Annotated in this window: 11 protein-coding genes; 5 read left to right on the top strand and 6 right to left on the bottom strand. The window is 42.9% G+C overall.

Annotation, left to right across the window (positions count from 1 at the left end):
- Positions 1–134: 134 nt before the first annotated feature.
- The 5 genes from ACO06Y_RS15740 (at position 135) to ACO06Y_RS15720 (ending at position 6,766) form a co-directional block, all read left to right on the top strand.
- Positions 135–1,235, top strand: a complete 1,101-nt coding sequence (locus ACO06Y_RS15740; RefSeq protein WP_422079947.1) for a LytR/AlgR family response regulator transcription factor — start codon at positions 135–137, stop codon at positions 1,233–1,235.
- A gap of 126 nt (positions 1,236–1,361) precedes the next feature.
- Positions 1,362–2,477, top strand: a complete 1,116-nt coding sequence (locus tag ACO06Y_RS15735; RefSeq protein ID WP_422079946.1) for a helix-turn-helix domain-containing protein — start codon at positions 1,362–1,364, stop codon at positions 2,475–2,477.
- A gap of 58 nt (positions 2,478–2,535) precedes the next feature.
- Positions 2,536–4,203, top strand: a complete 1,668-nt coding sequence (locus ACO06Y_RS15730) for a TPR end-of-group domain-containing protein (protein ID WP_422079945.1) — start codon at positions 2,536–2,538, stop codon at positions 4,201–4,203.
- Positions 4,204–4,326: 123 nt separating this feature from the next.
- Positions 4,327–4,968 carry a hypothetical protein gene (locus tag ACO06Y_RS15725; protein ID WP_422079944.1) on the top strand — a complete coding sequence of 214 codons (642 nt, stop codon included), beginning with the start codon at positions 4,327–4,329 and terminating at the stop codon, positions 4,966–4,968.
- A 166-nt stretch (positions 4,969–5,134) separates the two neighbouring features.
- Positions 5,135–6,766 (top strand): hypothetical protein, encoded by a 1,632-nt coding sequence (locus ACO06Y_RS15720; RefSeq protein WP_422079943.1) that lies wholly within the window; start codon positions 5,135–5,137, stop codon positions 6,764–6,766.
- 16 nt (positions 6,767–6,782) lie between these two features.
- Here the strand turns inward: ACO06Y_RS15720 and ACO06Y_RS15715 are convergent, their stop codons facing one another.
- From ACO06Y_RS15715 to ACO06Y_RS15690, 6 genes are read right to left on the bottom strand one after another with little or no spacing between them, the layout of a single operon-like run.
- Positions 6,783–7,454, bottom strand: a complete 672-nt coding sequence (locus tag ACO06Y_RS15715) for an ion channel (RefSeq protein ID WP_422079942.1) — start codon at positions 7,452–7,454, stop codon at positions 6,783–6,785.
- On the bottom strand, positions 7,454–10,570 hold the full coding sequence (locus tag ACO06Y_RS15710; protein WP_422079941.1) for an efflux RND transporter permease subunit: 3,117 nt from the start codon (positions 10,568–10,570) through the stop codon (positions 7,454–7,456). Before ACO06Y_RS15710 ends, ACO06Y_RS15715 begins: the two co-directional genes overlap by 1 nt.
- Before the next feature lie 28 nt (positions 10,571–10,598).
- A complete protein-coding gene (locus ACO06Y_RS15705; protein WP_422079940.1) occupies positions 10,599–11,690 on the bottom strand; it encodes an efflux RND transporter periplasmic adaptor subunit in 1,092 nt (363 codons plus the stop codon).
- A 21-nt stretch (positions 11,691–11,711) separates the two neighbouring features.
- Positions 11,712–12,587, bottom strand: a complete 876-nt coding sequence (locus ACO06Y_RS15700) for a TolC family protein (RefSeq protein WP_422079939.1) — start codon at positions 12,585–12,587, stop codon at positions 11,712–11,714.
- Positions 12,542–14,038, bottom strand: coding sequence for a TolC family protein (locus tag ACO06Y_RS15695; protein ID WP_422079938.1), 1,497 nt, complete (start codon positions 14,036–14,038; stop codon positions 12,542–12,544). Before ACO06Y_RS15695 ends, ACO06Y_RS15700 begins: the two co-directional genes overlap by 46 nt.
- 38 nt (positions 14,039–14,076) lie before the next feature.
- The gene (locus ACO06Y_RS15690) at positions 14,077–15,318 is read right to left on the bottom strand and encodes a cation:proton antiporter (RefSeq protein WP_422079937.1); all 1,242 of its coding nucleotides are present in this window, start codon (positions 15,316–15,318) and stop codon (positions 14,077–14,079) included.
- Between the last annotated feature and the right edge of the window lie 188 nt (positions 15,319–15,506).

Below are 15,506 nucleotides of genomic sequence, written 5' to 3'. Positions count from 1 at the left end.
TTAACAGGGAATTATGGGCCTTAAAAGGAATTGGATAAATTGGGGAAGATAAAATTGATCCTAAAGAATAACGGCCAAATCGTTATGGTGAAAATCAAATTGCTATATTCGAGAAAAAATTGCCTTGAAACGTAATGCGAAAAGATAAACTCTACTTTCTCACTTTTTTATCGATTTCGGTTATTTATGCTGTAATAGCCGGTGTTGCACTGCATTATTCGATAAAGGCCAGCACCTATGAACTGCTGGAGGCACACTTGGAATTTAGCAAAAAAGAGGCCAAAACCTTCGCCACGCTTCTAAGCCATCAATTGGCAAACGGTATTACGAAAGACTCTACCATTAGCTATACACAAACCAGCCTAAGGGGTACTGATTTTGAAAGAGGCTTTCTCAGTGTATTCGATTGGTCCGGAAGGGTGATATGCCATCCCGATATTAAAAATGTCGGGCAACAGGCTAGTGCCAACAAATCATTTGTATCATCGGTGACCGATGACTTGAGCCCTGAAAATTTTTATGACCTTTTGATGGTACGGCAGGAAGAATTGTCCAAGGAAAGTACCGTTCAGGAATCCGAGGTGATACATCTGTATCCTGTTCAAAATTCGGATTGGATCGTTGCGTCCCATGTCAACATTACCAATATCTCATCACAATTGGATGAAATAAAAAGGAGGTTCTACCTTATCTTTTTGGTAATGGGCCTTATCGTTATACTTTCCTATGTAATCACCGTTCGATTCATAGGAAGCGCCTATGAAAAAAGGCTGGAGCTCAAAAACCAAAAATTGGAAGACGAAGTGATTAACCTTTCAAAATTGAACAGGGCGGTCGGGGATTATCAACAAAAGGTAAACGAGAAAAAACCGCGGGCCCGTAGCAACGACAGCAATACCAAGAAAAGAATACTCACCTATATCCGCAATGAGCTATTACCCATTCCCATTGGGGAGATCGCCCATATTTATACAGAGAACACTATCACTTATGTGGTTCGCTTCAATGGCAAGCGCTCCACTTCCAATCTGAGTTTGGATGAACTCTTCTCCAATCTGGACAACAGTTACTTTTTTAGAGCCAATCGACAATTCATCATTGCCATATCCGCTATCAACAAAATTGTAAAGTATGGCAATAATCAGCTAAAAATACTGGTGAACCCCAACTCCGAGGTAGATATCATCATAAGCAAAAATAGGGCCGCCGAATTTAAGCAATGGCTTAATTTATAAGCACTTGCCGATTATATTGCCTCGTCCATTTTTCTTATCTTTTATTGCCATTGGAAAGTGCCAAACCGAAATAGGTCGGTTTCAGGTCCACTACCCATCGATAGTACAAGTAATGGTTTCACAATTATGATAGATGCTATCCTTCAATTCCTAATCGGAATAGGTATTTTGCAGTCCCTACTTTTGGGATCGGTGCTTCTCCTTAATCATGGCAAGAACAGGCTGATCTCATTACTATTGGGAACTATCCTTCTACTTGCCTCTTTTTTACTATTGTCCGAACTATTGGATCTGCTGGATATGGGACAGAGCTTCAAAAAAATTCGGAAGTATTCCATTTTGTTAGACTTGGTTCTAATCGTGCTCATATGGTGGCTTACCTTATCCATTACCGGTAAAAAGACCAAGTTTTCAAAATCGGATTTCATTCATCTTTTGCCCTTCGCGATAGGGCTTGTTTGGTTGGAAACCGGTTTTAATTGGTATGGGAACGAAAGTCCCGGGACATTTTCCCATATTCCGGATGCCATCGGGATTTTTTTGGCCTATAAAGGGGTTGTCTGGATTGTTTATGTCGGAAGTTGTATACAGTTCATTTCATCCAAAAAACTACAGACCTCCAACTTTCCCAATAAAGTAAGGAAAAGACTGGTGCGAAAGCTGATTTGGCCTTTTATCGGGATTTCATCCATCAGCTTTTTTTGCTTTTGGTTGATGTTTTTTGGAATAGACCTACCCATTGATTCCGATTACTTAGGAGCTATATTGATTACCGTTTTTGTCTATTTCCTTACATTTTCAATTCTCTGGGAACCCCACCTTTTTGTACGTACCAGGCGAGGGTCCTTATGGCCCAAATACCACAGATCAAAAATTGACAGCACGTTGGATTCCGATCATTTACAGCGATTGAGAAGCCACTTGGAACGGGAGAAACCCTATCTTGATCAAAAACTGAGCCTGTACGCACTTTCGGAGAGCTTACATGTTTCCCCAAATACAATTTCCCGAATCATTAACGAACAGTTGGGCCAAAGCTTCAATGACCTCATCAATACCTATCGTTTGGAGGAAGTAAAACAAAAATTGATCGATCCCGAGCACGACCATAAAACCATTCTTGCCTTGGCTTTTGAGTCCGGTTTCCAAAGCAAGGCCTCCTTCAACCGGGTTTTTAAAAAAATGGAAGGGAAAACCCCTTCGGAATACAAGGAAAGTTTTAGGTCTCATCCTACCCTTTAGGTCGATTCGCATACCCCAGGATTCTATTTTTACGCCCTATTCATCAATCAAAACCATCGTGAAAAAAGTATGTAATCTTCTCGTTATTTTTTTTGCCCCCTATTGTTTAATGGCCCAACCGTTGATCGAAGTTGCAAAATCGCACTATACCCATGAATCTTGGGAGTTGGCCTACACATCCTATAAAAACGTATTGGAAACCAATCCCTATAATGATGTGTATTGGTATCGCTATGCCAATGCCTCCGAAAAGACCGATCATCTTGATGAGGCCATTGAAGCCTACGGTAAAACGATTGCATTGAACACGGCCCATAGCTCGGCCATGTATAGGCTGGCCCGCTGTTATGCCCTGAAGGGTAACACAAAAAAAGCCCTTACATGGCTGGAGAAGGCCGACCGTACCGGTCATTATGATATCAGAAGCGCCATTGAAGACCAAAACTTTAAAAACCTGCACCCCAACGGTCAATTTAAATTTCTCACGGGACAGGTGTCCCAGACGGCCACAAACAAAATACAGGCATGGCAGCAAGACCTGGAATACCTTGTGGAACAGGTAGAAAAGGAGCACAAGAATTTTACACATTCCATTTCCTTGAAGGAATGGCAAAATGCAGTACAAAAAGTCCATAACGAAATTCCGCAAATGAACGATCTGGAAATCATTGGTGCCTTTATGGAGCTGTTGGCCAAAATCGGGGACGGCCATACCCTACTCTATCCTCCCTTTCAGGGAACCCATGCATTCAAGGCCCTGCCCCTGGAGTTTTATTTTTTCGAAGACGAATTGTATGTAAGGGCAGCCGAACCCGAGTATCGATCGTTAGTAGGTGCCAAGGTCGAAAAAGTGGGATCAATGTCTATTAAAGCTATCATGGATGCCTGCAAGGTTTATTTAGGTCATGATAATGATATGCAGTTAAAATGGATTATGCCTGTTGCATTGGGGTTTAGCGACATTTATGAATTGATAGGGGCCAGTAAGGACAGGGATTCCATTGCGTTCACCTTACAGTTCCTGGAAGGACGCAGAAAGACCGTTTCCTTAAAATCAGGACCTCTTACCCGAGATCCCATGGCTAGATTTGCCCCATCCGATTGGATAGATCTACAGAACTCCAAAATTCCACTATGGAAAAAGAATCCGGAAAATCTCTACTGGTACGAGTACCTTACGGACAGGAAAATCGTGTATTTTCAATTTAATCAGGTACGCAACAAACCCGACCAAAGTTTGGCCGATTTCGTCAAGGAACTGTTTCAATTTGTGGACGAAAATGAAGTGAAGGCCCTGATACTGGATATACGGTTAAACAACGGGGGCAACAGTTTTTTGAACCGGGCATTGATCCATGAAATCATCAGAAATGAAAAAATAAATACACGCGGAAAGCTCTTTACTATTATTGGCAGACGGACTTTTTCCGCTGCCATGAATTTAACCTCCGACCTGGAAAGGCATACGGCCACCTTGTTCGTTGGCGAGCCCACAGGTTCCAAACCCAATTTCTATGGTGAGGATAATCTATTTATACTCCCCAACAGCGGCTTGACCGGTAGTATTTCCAGCCGGTATTGGCAGGGCGGACACACATCGGACGATACCCGGACGTGGATCGCGCCTCATTTAGCCGCTGATTTAAGTCTTGACGACTACCTGAACGACGAAGATCCGGCATTGGAAGCTATCTTCTCCTATTTGGAGGCCTCAAAAAGCGAATAGGCCCTATGCCTAAGGTAGTTTAAGAAGCAAAACCTAGGGTTTAAACGGCATTCTTTTTTTATCTATTTTTATGAAATCCGGAGTTATCATATTTCGGAATAACCAATCAAAAGTTTAAGTGCCATGAAAATAACCCGGTTTGCTGTAATTCTGCTTTTCACATTCGCGTTAGTCGGCTGTTCTTCCTATCTGACCAGTTCGGAAAATGTGGGTAAAACGAAAAAAGCCTATGAAAAAATTTTGGTGTTGGGACGTTCAAAAGATAACACGACCCGTTTGAAATTTGAAAACCAAGTAGTGGAACAGCTTCAGGCAAATGGTGTCAATGCCATCGCCTCATACACCATTGATGGAACCAAGAATGTAAACCGGGAGTTTTCTGAAAGCGAAGTCCAGAATGTAAAGAAAAAATTGGTTTCGGCGGGATTCGATGGAGCCATCATAACCAACTTGATAAATTCCGAGGAGTATACCGATGTCATTCCAGGGAATTCCTCCACGACCTATATTCCGGCCAGGTATGGAAGGTTTGGTCGTTATTATGCCTATTATCCAGTAACCACTTGGGAACCCGATCAGCTTAAGACCGGGATAAAATATGTTCTGGAAAGTAGCCTTTATAATATCAAAACCGATGATGGGGACAACCTACAATGGGTAGGTAGGTTTGAACTAAAAGATCCGACTTCCTTGGAAAGAACCTCTGCAAATTATTCCAAAGAACTTGTGGGAGCCTTGTTAAAGCAAAGTATTGACGTAAATTAATACGTGTTACTTCAATGAAAAGTAAGTGTCCCATCCATAAAGTATTGATGTAAATTAATACGTGTTACTTCAATGAAAAGTAAGTGTCCCATCCATTGTGATGGGACATTTTCATTTGGTGTCCCAATAATAAGTATCTTAAGGCCGGACCCATAAATTTAGCTAAATGACCTTGGGCAAGACATCAAAATTGGTAATAGGTACCCTTCTTTTGGGAATGGTCATAGCCCTGGGAACAGTAGGGGTCAAAAAACGGATCCGTAATTTGATACAGGCGGAAATCGTCCATTTTAATAATACCCGGCCTTATACCTTTGCATTCGACAATCTTGAGCTTTCCTTGTTAAAAAGTTCGGCCGAATTTCAAAACTTGTCCCTAATACCGGACAGTGTATCCACTTCAGGAGAAGTACGGGATAGTTTTGAACATCCACATATCTTCGTTCAAAGTTTGCAAATGAAAGGGCTCAATGCATTCGCCATAGTTTTGCGCAAACATTTAGTAATCGAAAGTATGGGTGTCAATGGAATTGAGGTCTTGTACCAAAAAAAATCCGCTACCGACCATAGATTCCGCGTACAAAATGAAAATAAATCCGAAAGGACAATTCTGCTCAGTAAACTGAAGGAAATTAAGTTAGGTAGATTTTTTGTAAGTGACTTCTCCTTCACCTTGACCCAAGCCGATCGGGATACCTTGGCCTCCTATACCCTAAAGGAATTTGAAATTGACGGGATACGATTGCAAAAGCGACCCAATATCCCTAGCCTGTTCAGCATCAATACGGATGATTTAAGCTTGCGATTATCCAATCAAAGGCTTGGCCTCGCCCAAAAGGAATATGATCTTGAATTGGGCGACGTACAGTTCAATGCTAAAAAGGGACTGTTAAAAATGAAGAATGTGTCCTATGGGCCAATGCTTCCCAAAGAGAAGCTGGGATCCAAATACCGTTATAACACAACCATTACCGAATCCCTGTTGCCTAATGTAACCGTATACGGTTTGGCCATTGAAAAGCTTTTCTTTAACCAAGGGGTACATTTGGACAGTCTCATTTTAGAAAGCCCAAAGTTTGTAATCTATAAGGATAACAGTAGACCTTGGAACAAAAGCAAAAGACCAAAACTACCATCGGAATTACTAAGGGACATTGGGGATCGGTTTTATTTTAAAACAATGGTCTTTAGGGAAGCATCCCTGGATTATACGGAAAAAACTGAAAATCACGGAAAGCCATTGAATGTACCCATGAGAAACCTGTATCTGAACATAAACAGAGCTGAACAGAAACAGGGCAGTAGTTCGTTGAATATTTCCATGGATTGCGAGGTCTTTGGGAATTTACCCTTGGAGTTGGTGCTTGCTTTCCCGGATTTTGAGTCCAGTGATGATTTTTATTTCAGCGGTTCAACGGGCAGCACCACCTTTCAGTCCTTTAACCCTGTATTGCTCCCAACATCCGGCATTAAGTTTGAAAAGGGCAACCTCAAGGGGATGACCTTTAAAGGCAAAGCCAATTCCCTTCATGCTGAAGGAAGCCTTACCATGTTATATGACGATCTACAAGCCGCCGTGTTCAAGAAAAATCAAACTGAAAAGAATAAGACCGTTTCCTTTTTTGCCAATCAGGCAGTACGATCTTCAAACCCTTCAAGAAGTGGAAGAACCATGGCGGGAGCTATTGATTTTAATCGGGTGGAATACAAAGGATTTGGAAATTTTCTCTTTAAGTCCATTGAATCGGGAATCATAAATTCTGTCTATCCACTCGGAAAACGAAAAAGGGAAAAATAACAATGGTGTTTAAAATTCAGGTATTCCCTTTTTTGTTCATGATGTACTTCTCCACTACCACTGCAGTTATGATAACGATATAAAACTGACCTATTAATCCCGCTAAAACCGTAGCCTTTTGTGCAATCGGGGTCAGGGGCACAATATCCCCATAACCAATAGTAAGTAGGGTGATGTAACTGAAATAAAGCAACGCATCGGATTTTTGCTCAATGGTTCCTGTAATTCCGCTTCCGGAAAAGGAGGAAGGGTGAATAAGTTCAATGGACAAGAACATAAAAAAGGCTAACAGACCCAAAGAAATATAGGCACTCATTAAGCCTATAATGACATTTTTACCCACTTTTTTGGCATGCCAGACCTGCCGAATGATTTCCAAGGTGACCAAGGCATAAAATAGTGTGTAAATAGCAAGCCTAACCACTTGATAATCCGCCTCTATACTTAATTTTTGTACCAGGGTATATGCAAAAAACGATACTCCCAATATGAATAGGATCAGGTAGCCCAATAAAAACTTTCGGGTTTTTGAGACCAAAAGAATACCGGACAGAATGTTCACCAGAAAAAAAATGTGTATGATCTCTTCCTGAAAAATGATAACGGGAAAAAGTAGGGAACCGAACAGAATAAGGAGCATACTCAAAAAGAACAGCTCAAATCGGATATGATACAATTTATCGATCACTAGTCTTCCATTAGCGCCGGGTCAAAAGTATACCCCTTGTACTCCACTTTGTAAACCGCACTGTAAAAAGTGGGGATAAAAATCAAGGTGATGACCGTCCCAAAGAGCAAACCGACCATTATGCTAACGGCCATGCCCTCCCACATTTCACCACCGCTCAGGTATAGAGGGATTAAACCCAAAACCGTGGTAAAGGTCGCCAAAAGGATGGGTCTGAATCGTTGAAGGCATGCGGTTATCACAGCGTCCTTTTCGTTCCTTTTAAGGATGTTCTGCTCAATTTCCATGCGGTCAATGAGCACAATGGCGTTGTTGATCACTATTCCTGCCAGGGAAATGACACCAAGGAAAGGCATAAAGCCAAAAGGTTCCTGAAAAACCAATAATCCGATAACCACACCTATGATGGCCAAAGGAATGGTTAAACAGACCATGGTCATTTTTCGGAACGAGTTGAATTGAATAATCAACAACAGGAGAATTATGAAACCGGAAAGGGGCAGATATCGTATTACCGCACCCATGTTTTCTGCAGTGTTTTCCGCGTCACCCCCAAATTCATAACCGTAATCCGCACCCCAGGTGGTTTTTTGTTCATCCAACCAAGGTCTGATTTCATTGGTGATGGCCGAAGCATTGGCATCTTCCCGAAGCTCGCTGGAAACGATTACGGTCCTATAAATATCCAACCTTTTGATCTTGCTATATTGCCATTGGGGTATAATACTGGCCACTTGAAGCAAAGGTATGCTCTTTCCCGATGACTGCGAATAGACATTCAAGGTCTCTAGGGACTCCAATGTTTGTTGTTGACTGGCCTCGCTTCGCATAACAATGGGTATGGATTTGTCATCTTCCCGATACTCCCCGGTTTGAAATCCATCCAGGACGGTCTGTAGCGAAGTAGCAATATCCTGATTGGAGACCCCGGCGGTCTGTGCCCGGTTTTGATCAATATCAATAACGAATTTCTTGCTTTTTGGACCCCAATCGTCCTTTACGTTTTTCGTACCATTTATTTCGGTAAGCCTTCCCTTTACGGAATTGGCAATGGTCGCGAGGATGTCCGGATCAGGGCCGGATACCTTTACTTCTATGGGTACCCCACCACCACCTGAGCCCAAAAGACCTACCTTGATATCGGCGTTGGGAAAATGTTGGAAACAGTAACTGTCCAATTTCTCTACCATGGCATTGTTGACCACAAAGTTTGATGTGTTTACCAATAAATGGGCATAACTTGAATTGGCCTCGTCCGGGGAATATCCTAAATCATAGGATTCCGGGCCTTCCCCTATGTATGAGGACCAATCCACAATACCATCAGGTCTATTTTCGTTTACCTGTAGAGAATCGGAAATGTATTTTTCGATCTCCAAAACTACATCCGAGGTAGTTTCGATTTTTGTGCCCAAGGGCAGGTTGATGTCAACGGTAATCATGTTTCGATCACTATCCGGGAAAAAGACAAAGGCAATTTTGGTAAAACCGTAAAGGGAAAGGAAAAAGGCCACAAAAATCCCGATCAGCACAATCCATTTATGGGCAAGGGCCTTAAGAATCAAGTTTTTATAGTATCCTTTAAGAATATTAATAATGCGGTCAATGAAACTTTCCTTGCTCTCTGATTTTGGCGTGACCTTTAAAAAGAGGTAACAAAATAGGGTAATTACGGTAAGTGCTATAATCCATGAGGACAGCAGTGCCATAGAAATCACGACAAAAATAGGGCCTACGATATCGCCCATAGTCGATTCGGCCAAATAAAATGATAGGAATGCAGCCGATGTGGTAAGGGTAGAAATCAATAATGGAGTGAACAGTTCCGAACAGGCATCTACGGCAGCCTGTTTTTTAGGAACGCCTTGCTCCAACTTCACCATTATAGTCTCGGCCACCACTATGGCATTATCCACCATCATCCCCAATGCCATGATCAAAGCTGCCAAGGTCACCTGATTTAACCCCATTCCTATAATCCCCATAAGCATAAGGGTCATGACCACTACTATTGGGATTAGACTGGCGATAATGGTCCCTGATCGTAATCCCAAGAACACCAACATTACAATCAATACAATGCTGATGGATTGCATTAGATTAACCACAAAATCACTGATTTTTGCATCGATATAGGTATCCAAGGAGGACAGTCGGCTAAGCTCCAAACCCACTGGCAATTTTTGGCGCCATTTGGTCAGGGTCCTATCTATGTCCTCTCCCAATTGTATAACATTGGAGCCGTCCTTAAGGCTTACATGCAGCGATATGGCATCCTTACCATTTACACGTACCTTTTGCTTGGGTGGATCAATATAGGATTGGGTAATCTTGGTAATATCTCCCAAGGGTAACAATTGGGTACCGTTGGCCCCCACAGGAATCAAGGTCTCCTTAATATCATCCAAGGAATTGAAATTACCTGTAGGCTCTAAAATTATACGCTCATCGTTAAGGTTAATTTGGCCACCACTACTTAAGATATTGGTAGATGCGATAATATTCTGCAATTTGCTGGAAGACAGGTTATACTCCTTTAATTGGGTGTTATCAAACTCCACAAAAATCCGTTCATCTTGCTCTCCCCCTACTTCAACTTTAGCCGCATCGGGAAGTTTGATCAAATCGTCCTTGATATCATCTATGTATTCTTTCATTTGGGAATAGGAAAACCCATCGGAGGTCATCCCTACCACAATACCATAGACCTCCCCGACGCCGTCGTCCTTAAGATCAGGAGTTACGCCTTGGGGTAAACCTTCTATGGCACTCAATTTTCTTCTCAAACGATCCCAAACGGCCTGCATATCTTCTGGTGCCACCTCATCCTTTAGGGTTACGGAAACCACGGAAAGTTCGGTTCTAGAGGTACTTGTCACCTCTTTAAGTTCCGGTAACTCTTGGGCCACTTTTTCTATCTTGTCCGTAACCAAGAGCTCCACACGTTCCGGACTGGCTCCCGGAAAGAAGGAGACTACCGTCGCCACTCGTACGGTATACGGGGGCATACTATCCCTGGGCAGTGACTGATATAGGGTTATGCCCAACAACATAATAGTGCCTAGGATGGTGAACGTGATCCTGTTTTTATTTATCGAAAATTGGGTAAGGTTCATTGGTTTTTCTTTTTAGGCTCTTAGGGTATTATTGTAAAGAGACATGCTGGCCATCCAACAATGTTTGTAGACCGGCCGTAGCAATCCTTTGCCCTACTTTAAGTCCTTGTACGACCTCAAATCCATCGGAGTTTAGACCGCCTACTTTTATCGGATTTTTCTTGACAACGGATTTTTCGTCTTCCTCCTCTATGACGTATACAAACCTTCCGGAACTATCCTCCCCAACAGCATGGGCCGGAATGCGAAGTGCATTGCCCTCATTTTTGTTCTCATCCAGTTCAAAAGTGACGCTGGCGGCCATACCGGTTTTGATTTCCTCCGTGGCCTCATCCAACTTCACCCGGGTAGGATAGGTGGCCGTATTGGTATCCACCGCCGGTGATAGTTCGGTTACCTTTCCTATAAACGTCTTGTCGGCTACCGAAGGCAATGTAATGCGCACGGGCATATCCAAGTGCACCTCGTTGATAATACTCTCCGGAAGACCTAACGCTATTTCCATTTCGGTTCCCGCGTTTAAGATGGCAACGGTCTGTCCCGGGCTTATGTTCTCATCTACTTCAGCGGTGACAGAAGTGATTACGCCATCCTCTGGCGCATACAAATACCCATAATTGACCTGCTCCTGTTGTATGGAAACACTTCTCTTGGCAGACTCGTAGCTTTGCTGTGCCGTCTTGTAGGAGTTCTTGGCCGATTCAAAATCGGTCAACGAGGCGCTTCCCTTTTCATACAAGACCCGAAACCGATCCAGTGAAAGTTTGGCCGTGTTCATTTGGGATTCGGCGCTGTTCAAGGAAGAGACGGATCGTTCGTAATTCAACCGGGATTCCACATTGTCCAATTTTCCCAATAATTGTCCCTTCTTTACCGATTGGCCCAATCGCATATCCAATTGCATTAAAATGCCAGTATTCCTAAAACTCAGGTTAATAATCTTTTCCGTTCTAGCGGTACCGCTAAAGGTCCGCTCCTTACCTCCGTTATCATAGGAAACCTCAACATATTCCACAGGTCTTACGAATTCTTCCTTTACCTGTTTCTCGCCCCCGCAGGCCACAATCCCTAAAAGGGTCGCCCAAACAGGTATTTTTCTAAAGGGTCGGTATAGTATCATATCTTTTGTATATAGCTATTATTAATCAAAATTAGCGTCCAGAAATTCCGTAAATCGTTGCCTAAAGGCATTGTTCTCCTCCTCGGTATGCAATAAAAAGTTGTATCCCATAAAACGTTCCAACTGAATGGCGGTCAATAAAAAGTTATAGGTGGCACTGGCTTGCGCCAACTGCGCTTGTAGGTAATTGTTTTGGGCATCGATCAACTGAATAATGCTTACGGCACCTTCGGAATACGAGGTCTGCACCAGTTCCAACGCATCCCTTGCCGCGTTCACGGATACTTCGGAAAGTCGTATGTTGGAAATTTGGTTGAACAGGTTCAGAACCCCCGTACTCACGTTGCTCTCAATGGCCAGTTCCGTATTTTGTATATTGATTTCCAGTTGGTCCTGTTGTATTTTGGCGGTCTGTTTATTAATGTTATTCCGGAACTGATTGAAAATGGGTACCGATATATTGACGCCCACGTTATAATTGTTGGCCGGATCAAGGTCCGTACTCCCTACCCCCCATTGGTTAAAGTTCTGGTTGTAATTGCCCTGCAGGGCCACTGTTGGAACCAAACGCCCAAAGGAGCTTAATCGAAAATTGCGCTCAACTGCCTTTAAGTTATGGTCCAAGGATACCAATTCCGGGGAATTGTTTTTGGCCTCATCGATCAAAAAAGCAACAAATGGATCCTTCAATAAGGGATTATCCAATATTTCAGCGAGCTGTGTATAATTGTACTCTGCAAAAACGTCTTTACCCAGTTCGGCTTCCTCTACGTCTAACTCAAAATCTATGGGGTTGTTCAATAATTGATTGATACTTATAAAAGCCTGATCCAATTGGTTCACCGCTTCTATCATAGTTTGGGTATTCTGTGCCATTTGGCTCTGAAAACGCAACATATCGATTTGCCGGACTGTCCCGCTTCGTAATTCTGTTTGGCCAGCTTTAAGTTCTCCTTGGTCAATTGTAGGTTCTGGTTCTGGATCCTTACATTTACTTTACTGACCAAAGCATTGAAATACAGATTGGAGGCTTCCAATACCGCATCGAGCTGGGCCGCGTTAAAATTGGCTTCCTGGGCCTTTTGAAGATTCTTTTGAACGGTGATGTTCGCATTGGCGGCCTCTGAATAGATGGTCTGGGTCAATTGTATACTTCCATCCGTGGAGAACTCCGGGGAAAGTGGTGCAAAAGCCACACTTTCATCCACATTGGTAAATGATGCATTGGCAGTGATATCCGGATAATAATTGCTCTTTGCCGTTTTTACATCCTGCTGGCTCAGCTCCACATCCTTTTGTTGGGATTGTAGGGATAGGTTTCGTTCAAAATTCTCGTTGAGAATATCCAGCAGCGAATAGGTTTTTTGGGATAAGGGGTTTTTGAACTCCCCTACAAAATCGGTTTGTGCGATGAGACTATAACGAACCGGTATGCCCAATTTTTGCATCGTATGGAAATTTGCGGTCAACCGCTGTTCAAAATCGATAAAGACATTTTGTTCGGACAAGGGGGTTCCATTTACATAGGCCTCAATGGTAAGGGCGATACGCCTAAAAAATTGATTTATATTATCATCGCTATTGTTGGTGGCCATCAGACCAAGTTCCACATCCCCGGGACCGGTACCGGTAAATGATGGTATACCCTTATCTATCAGTATATCACTTAACATTTTTATTTGTTCGTCCATAAGAAAAAAGCCCCCTGCCAAATACAGTGCATCCAGATTTTCCATTCCGGCAACAATATCCTCCACGCTGGTGAATGGGATAATGGTATAGTCGGTTCCGCTTCCCTTTAAAATATCGCCAACAGTCTTATCCAAGGGCAATACGGAAGCTATTCCGGCCTCTATCGCGACACCCACATGGGTAAAATCCGTTAACTCCTTTAAGGTCTTCAAATCCTGGTCAAAAGATTGAACCCCCATTAAATAGGTCAAATTTTCGATTCCCGAAGTATTGTTTTCCAAATCGATAGTTGTCATATCGGAGTCAACGGAACCAAAAAGAATCGTAGGCTTCGCATGGCTCGTTTGGCCTTGAATTACAATATTGATCGCCGATCCAAAGGCAATCAAGATATCCGCCTCGCTATTTATCAAGCTCTGGTAATTTTTACGGGCAAGCGCTACATCATAATTGTGCACCAATTGGTATTCCGCCGGAAAGATAATCTCGGCATCCTCCCCCACAACGGCACTTACCTCTGTCTTTAATCGTTGTAAAAGCACCTCGGTCTCTGGAGTGCTCACATCTACCAGCATTCCTATCGAATAGGTTTTTTTAGTCTGGGACCAGCAGCAAAAGCCGGCCAAAAACAGTATAAAAACCAAATGTTTTCTCATAATTTATATGCTTTGGCTGTATTACAGCAAGGTTGATGTCAATTTAATTTAAGTTTCCTTATCAATTTCTCCACCGTAAGTCCTTGGATTACAATCGAGAAAATGACCACTATATAGGTGACCACCAGGAATAGATCCCGTTCCATGGCGTCGGTCAATCCCAGGGCCAATGCAATGGAAATGGCGCCCCTAAGTCCGCCCCAGGTCATAATGAGATTGGTATTAGGGACAAAATCCAGTTTTTTTTCGAACAATTGAACCGGTAAAATAAGGGATAGATAGCGACAGATCAATCCTATGGGGATAACCAAAAGACCCGCTACGATGTATTTTGGTTCCAAATCCAGCACCAAAATTTCCATCCCAATAAGTACAAAGAGTATGGTATTGAGCAAAATATCGATAAGCTCCCAGAACTTGTCCACATAATCCTCGGTTAACTCGGACATGGCTGCCTCCCTGGTTTTATCGCCTCCCACGATCAACCCGGCCACTACCATGGCCAAAGGAGCGGAAACATGGAGATATTGGGCCAAGACCGTACCGGTCATAACGGCGGCAAGGGTAAGGATAACCTCTATATTGTAATCATCTATACTTCGCATAAGCCTATAGGTAAGCCAGCCCAACAAGCCCCCCAGGAGTAGCCCGCCAAAAACTTCCACAATAAACAATTCCAGCACCTCATTTATGGAGAAACCGTTTCCAGTACCGCTGGCCAGTCCAAAAATTGTCAAGAAAATAACCACGCCTACCCCATCATTGAACAGGGATTCCCCAACTATCTTGATTTCCAATTTTTTTGGGGCCCCTGCTTTCTTTAAGATCCCGAGTACGGCAATGGGATCTGTTGGGGAAATCAACGCCCCGAACAATAAACAATAAATGAATTTCACCTGAAGGCCCAAGGCCATAAGGACGAAGTAGACCGATCCGCCTATTAAAAAAGTGGATACCAATACTCCGAAGGTGGCGAAGGCCAGTACGGGCCAACGCTGTTCCTTTAGCTTTTGTAGATCGGTATGTAAGGCTCCCGCGAACAACAAGAAACTCAGCATGATATCTAGCAATACAGTCTTGAAGTCGATATGGGTAATGATAAAACGTTCCGCATTGAGCAGGGTATCATCTATATAGCTTAGCAAAAAAATGATTATCGTAAAGAAAATTGTGATTACGGTAAGCCCAATGGTATTGGGTAATTTTACAAAGCGAACATTGATGTAGCCGAAGAGGGCCGAAATGAATACCAGGACGCTCGTAATAACAAAATAATCCATTCAACTAGGAAAATTGGGTTGCGCGTAAAAATATGTTAAATTTATCAAAAGATGGGTGGTACCCCCAAAAAAGATTGGCCCTGAAAAGGGATTCCCTGGATTGACCCCAATAGCTGCCTTGGGCATGTTACGGTTTGTTAATGATATACTGTACAAATACCACCCAGAAAATGATCTCCCCCAAAATC

This window comes from Ulvibacterium sp., assembly GCF_965228935.1.
Taxonomy (GTDB): Bacteria; Bacteroidota; Bacteroidia; order Flavobacteriales; family Flavobacteriaceae; genus Ulvibacterium.
This window is presented reverse-complemented; position numbering and strand designations above follow the sequence as displayed.

Excerpts from the sequence above, each read along its gene's own strand:
- ACO06Y_RS15740 (WP_422079947.1), top strand. The coding sequence starts at position 135 with ATGCGAAAAGATAAACTCTACTTTCTCACTTTTTTATCGATTTCGGTT.
- ACO06Y_RS15735 (WP_422079946.1), top strand. The coding sequence starts at position 1,362 with ATGATAGATGCTATCCTTCAATTCCTAATCGGAATAGGTATTTTGCAG.
- ACO06Y_RS15725 (WP_422079944.1), top strand. The coding sequence starts at position 4,327 with ATGAAAATAACCCGGTTTGCTGTAATTCTGCTTTTCACATTCGCGTTA.
- ACO06Y_RS15720 (WP_422079943.1), top strand. The coding sequence starts at position 5,135 with ATGACCTTGGGCAAGACATCAAAATTGGTAATAGGTACCCTTCTTTTG.
- ACO06Y_RS15710 (WP_422079941.1), bottom strand. The coding sequence starts at position 10,570 with ATGAACCTTACCCAATTTTCGATAAATAAAAACAGGATCACGTTCACC.
- ACO06Y_RS15705 (WP_422079940.1), bottom strand. The coding sequence starts at position 11,690 with ATGATACTATACCGACCCTTTAGAAAAATACCTGTTTGGGCGACCCTT.
- ACO06Y_RS15700 (WP_422079939.1), bottom strand. The coding sequence starts at position 12,587 with ATGTTGCGTTTTCAGAGCCAAATGGCACAGAATACCCAAACTATGATA.
- ACO06Y_RS15695 (WP_422079938.1), bottom strand. The coding sequence starts at position 14,038 with ATGAGAAAACATTTGGTTTTTATACTGTTTTTGGCCGGCTTTTGCTGC.
- ACO06Y_RS15690 (WP_422079937.1), bottom strand. The coding sequence starts at position 15,318 with ATGGATTATTTTGTTATTACGAGCGTCCTGGTATTCATTTCGGCCCTC.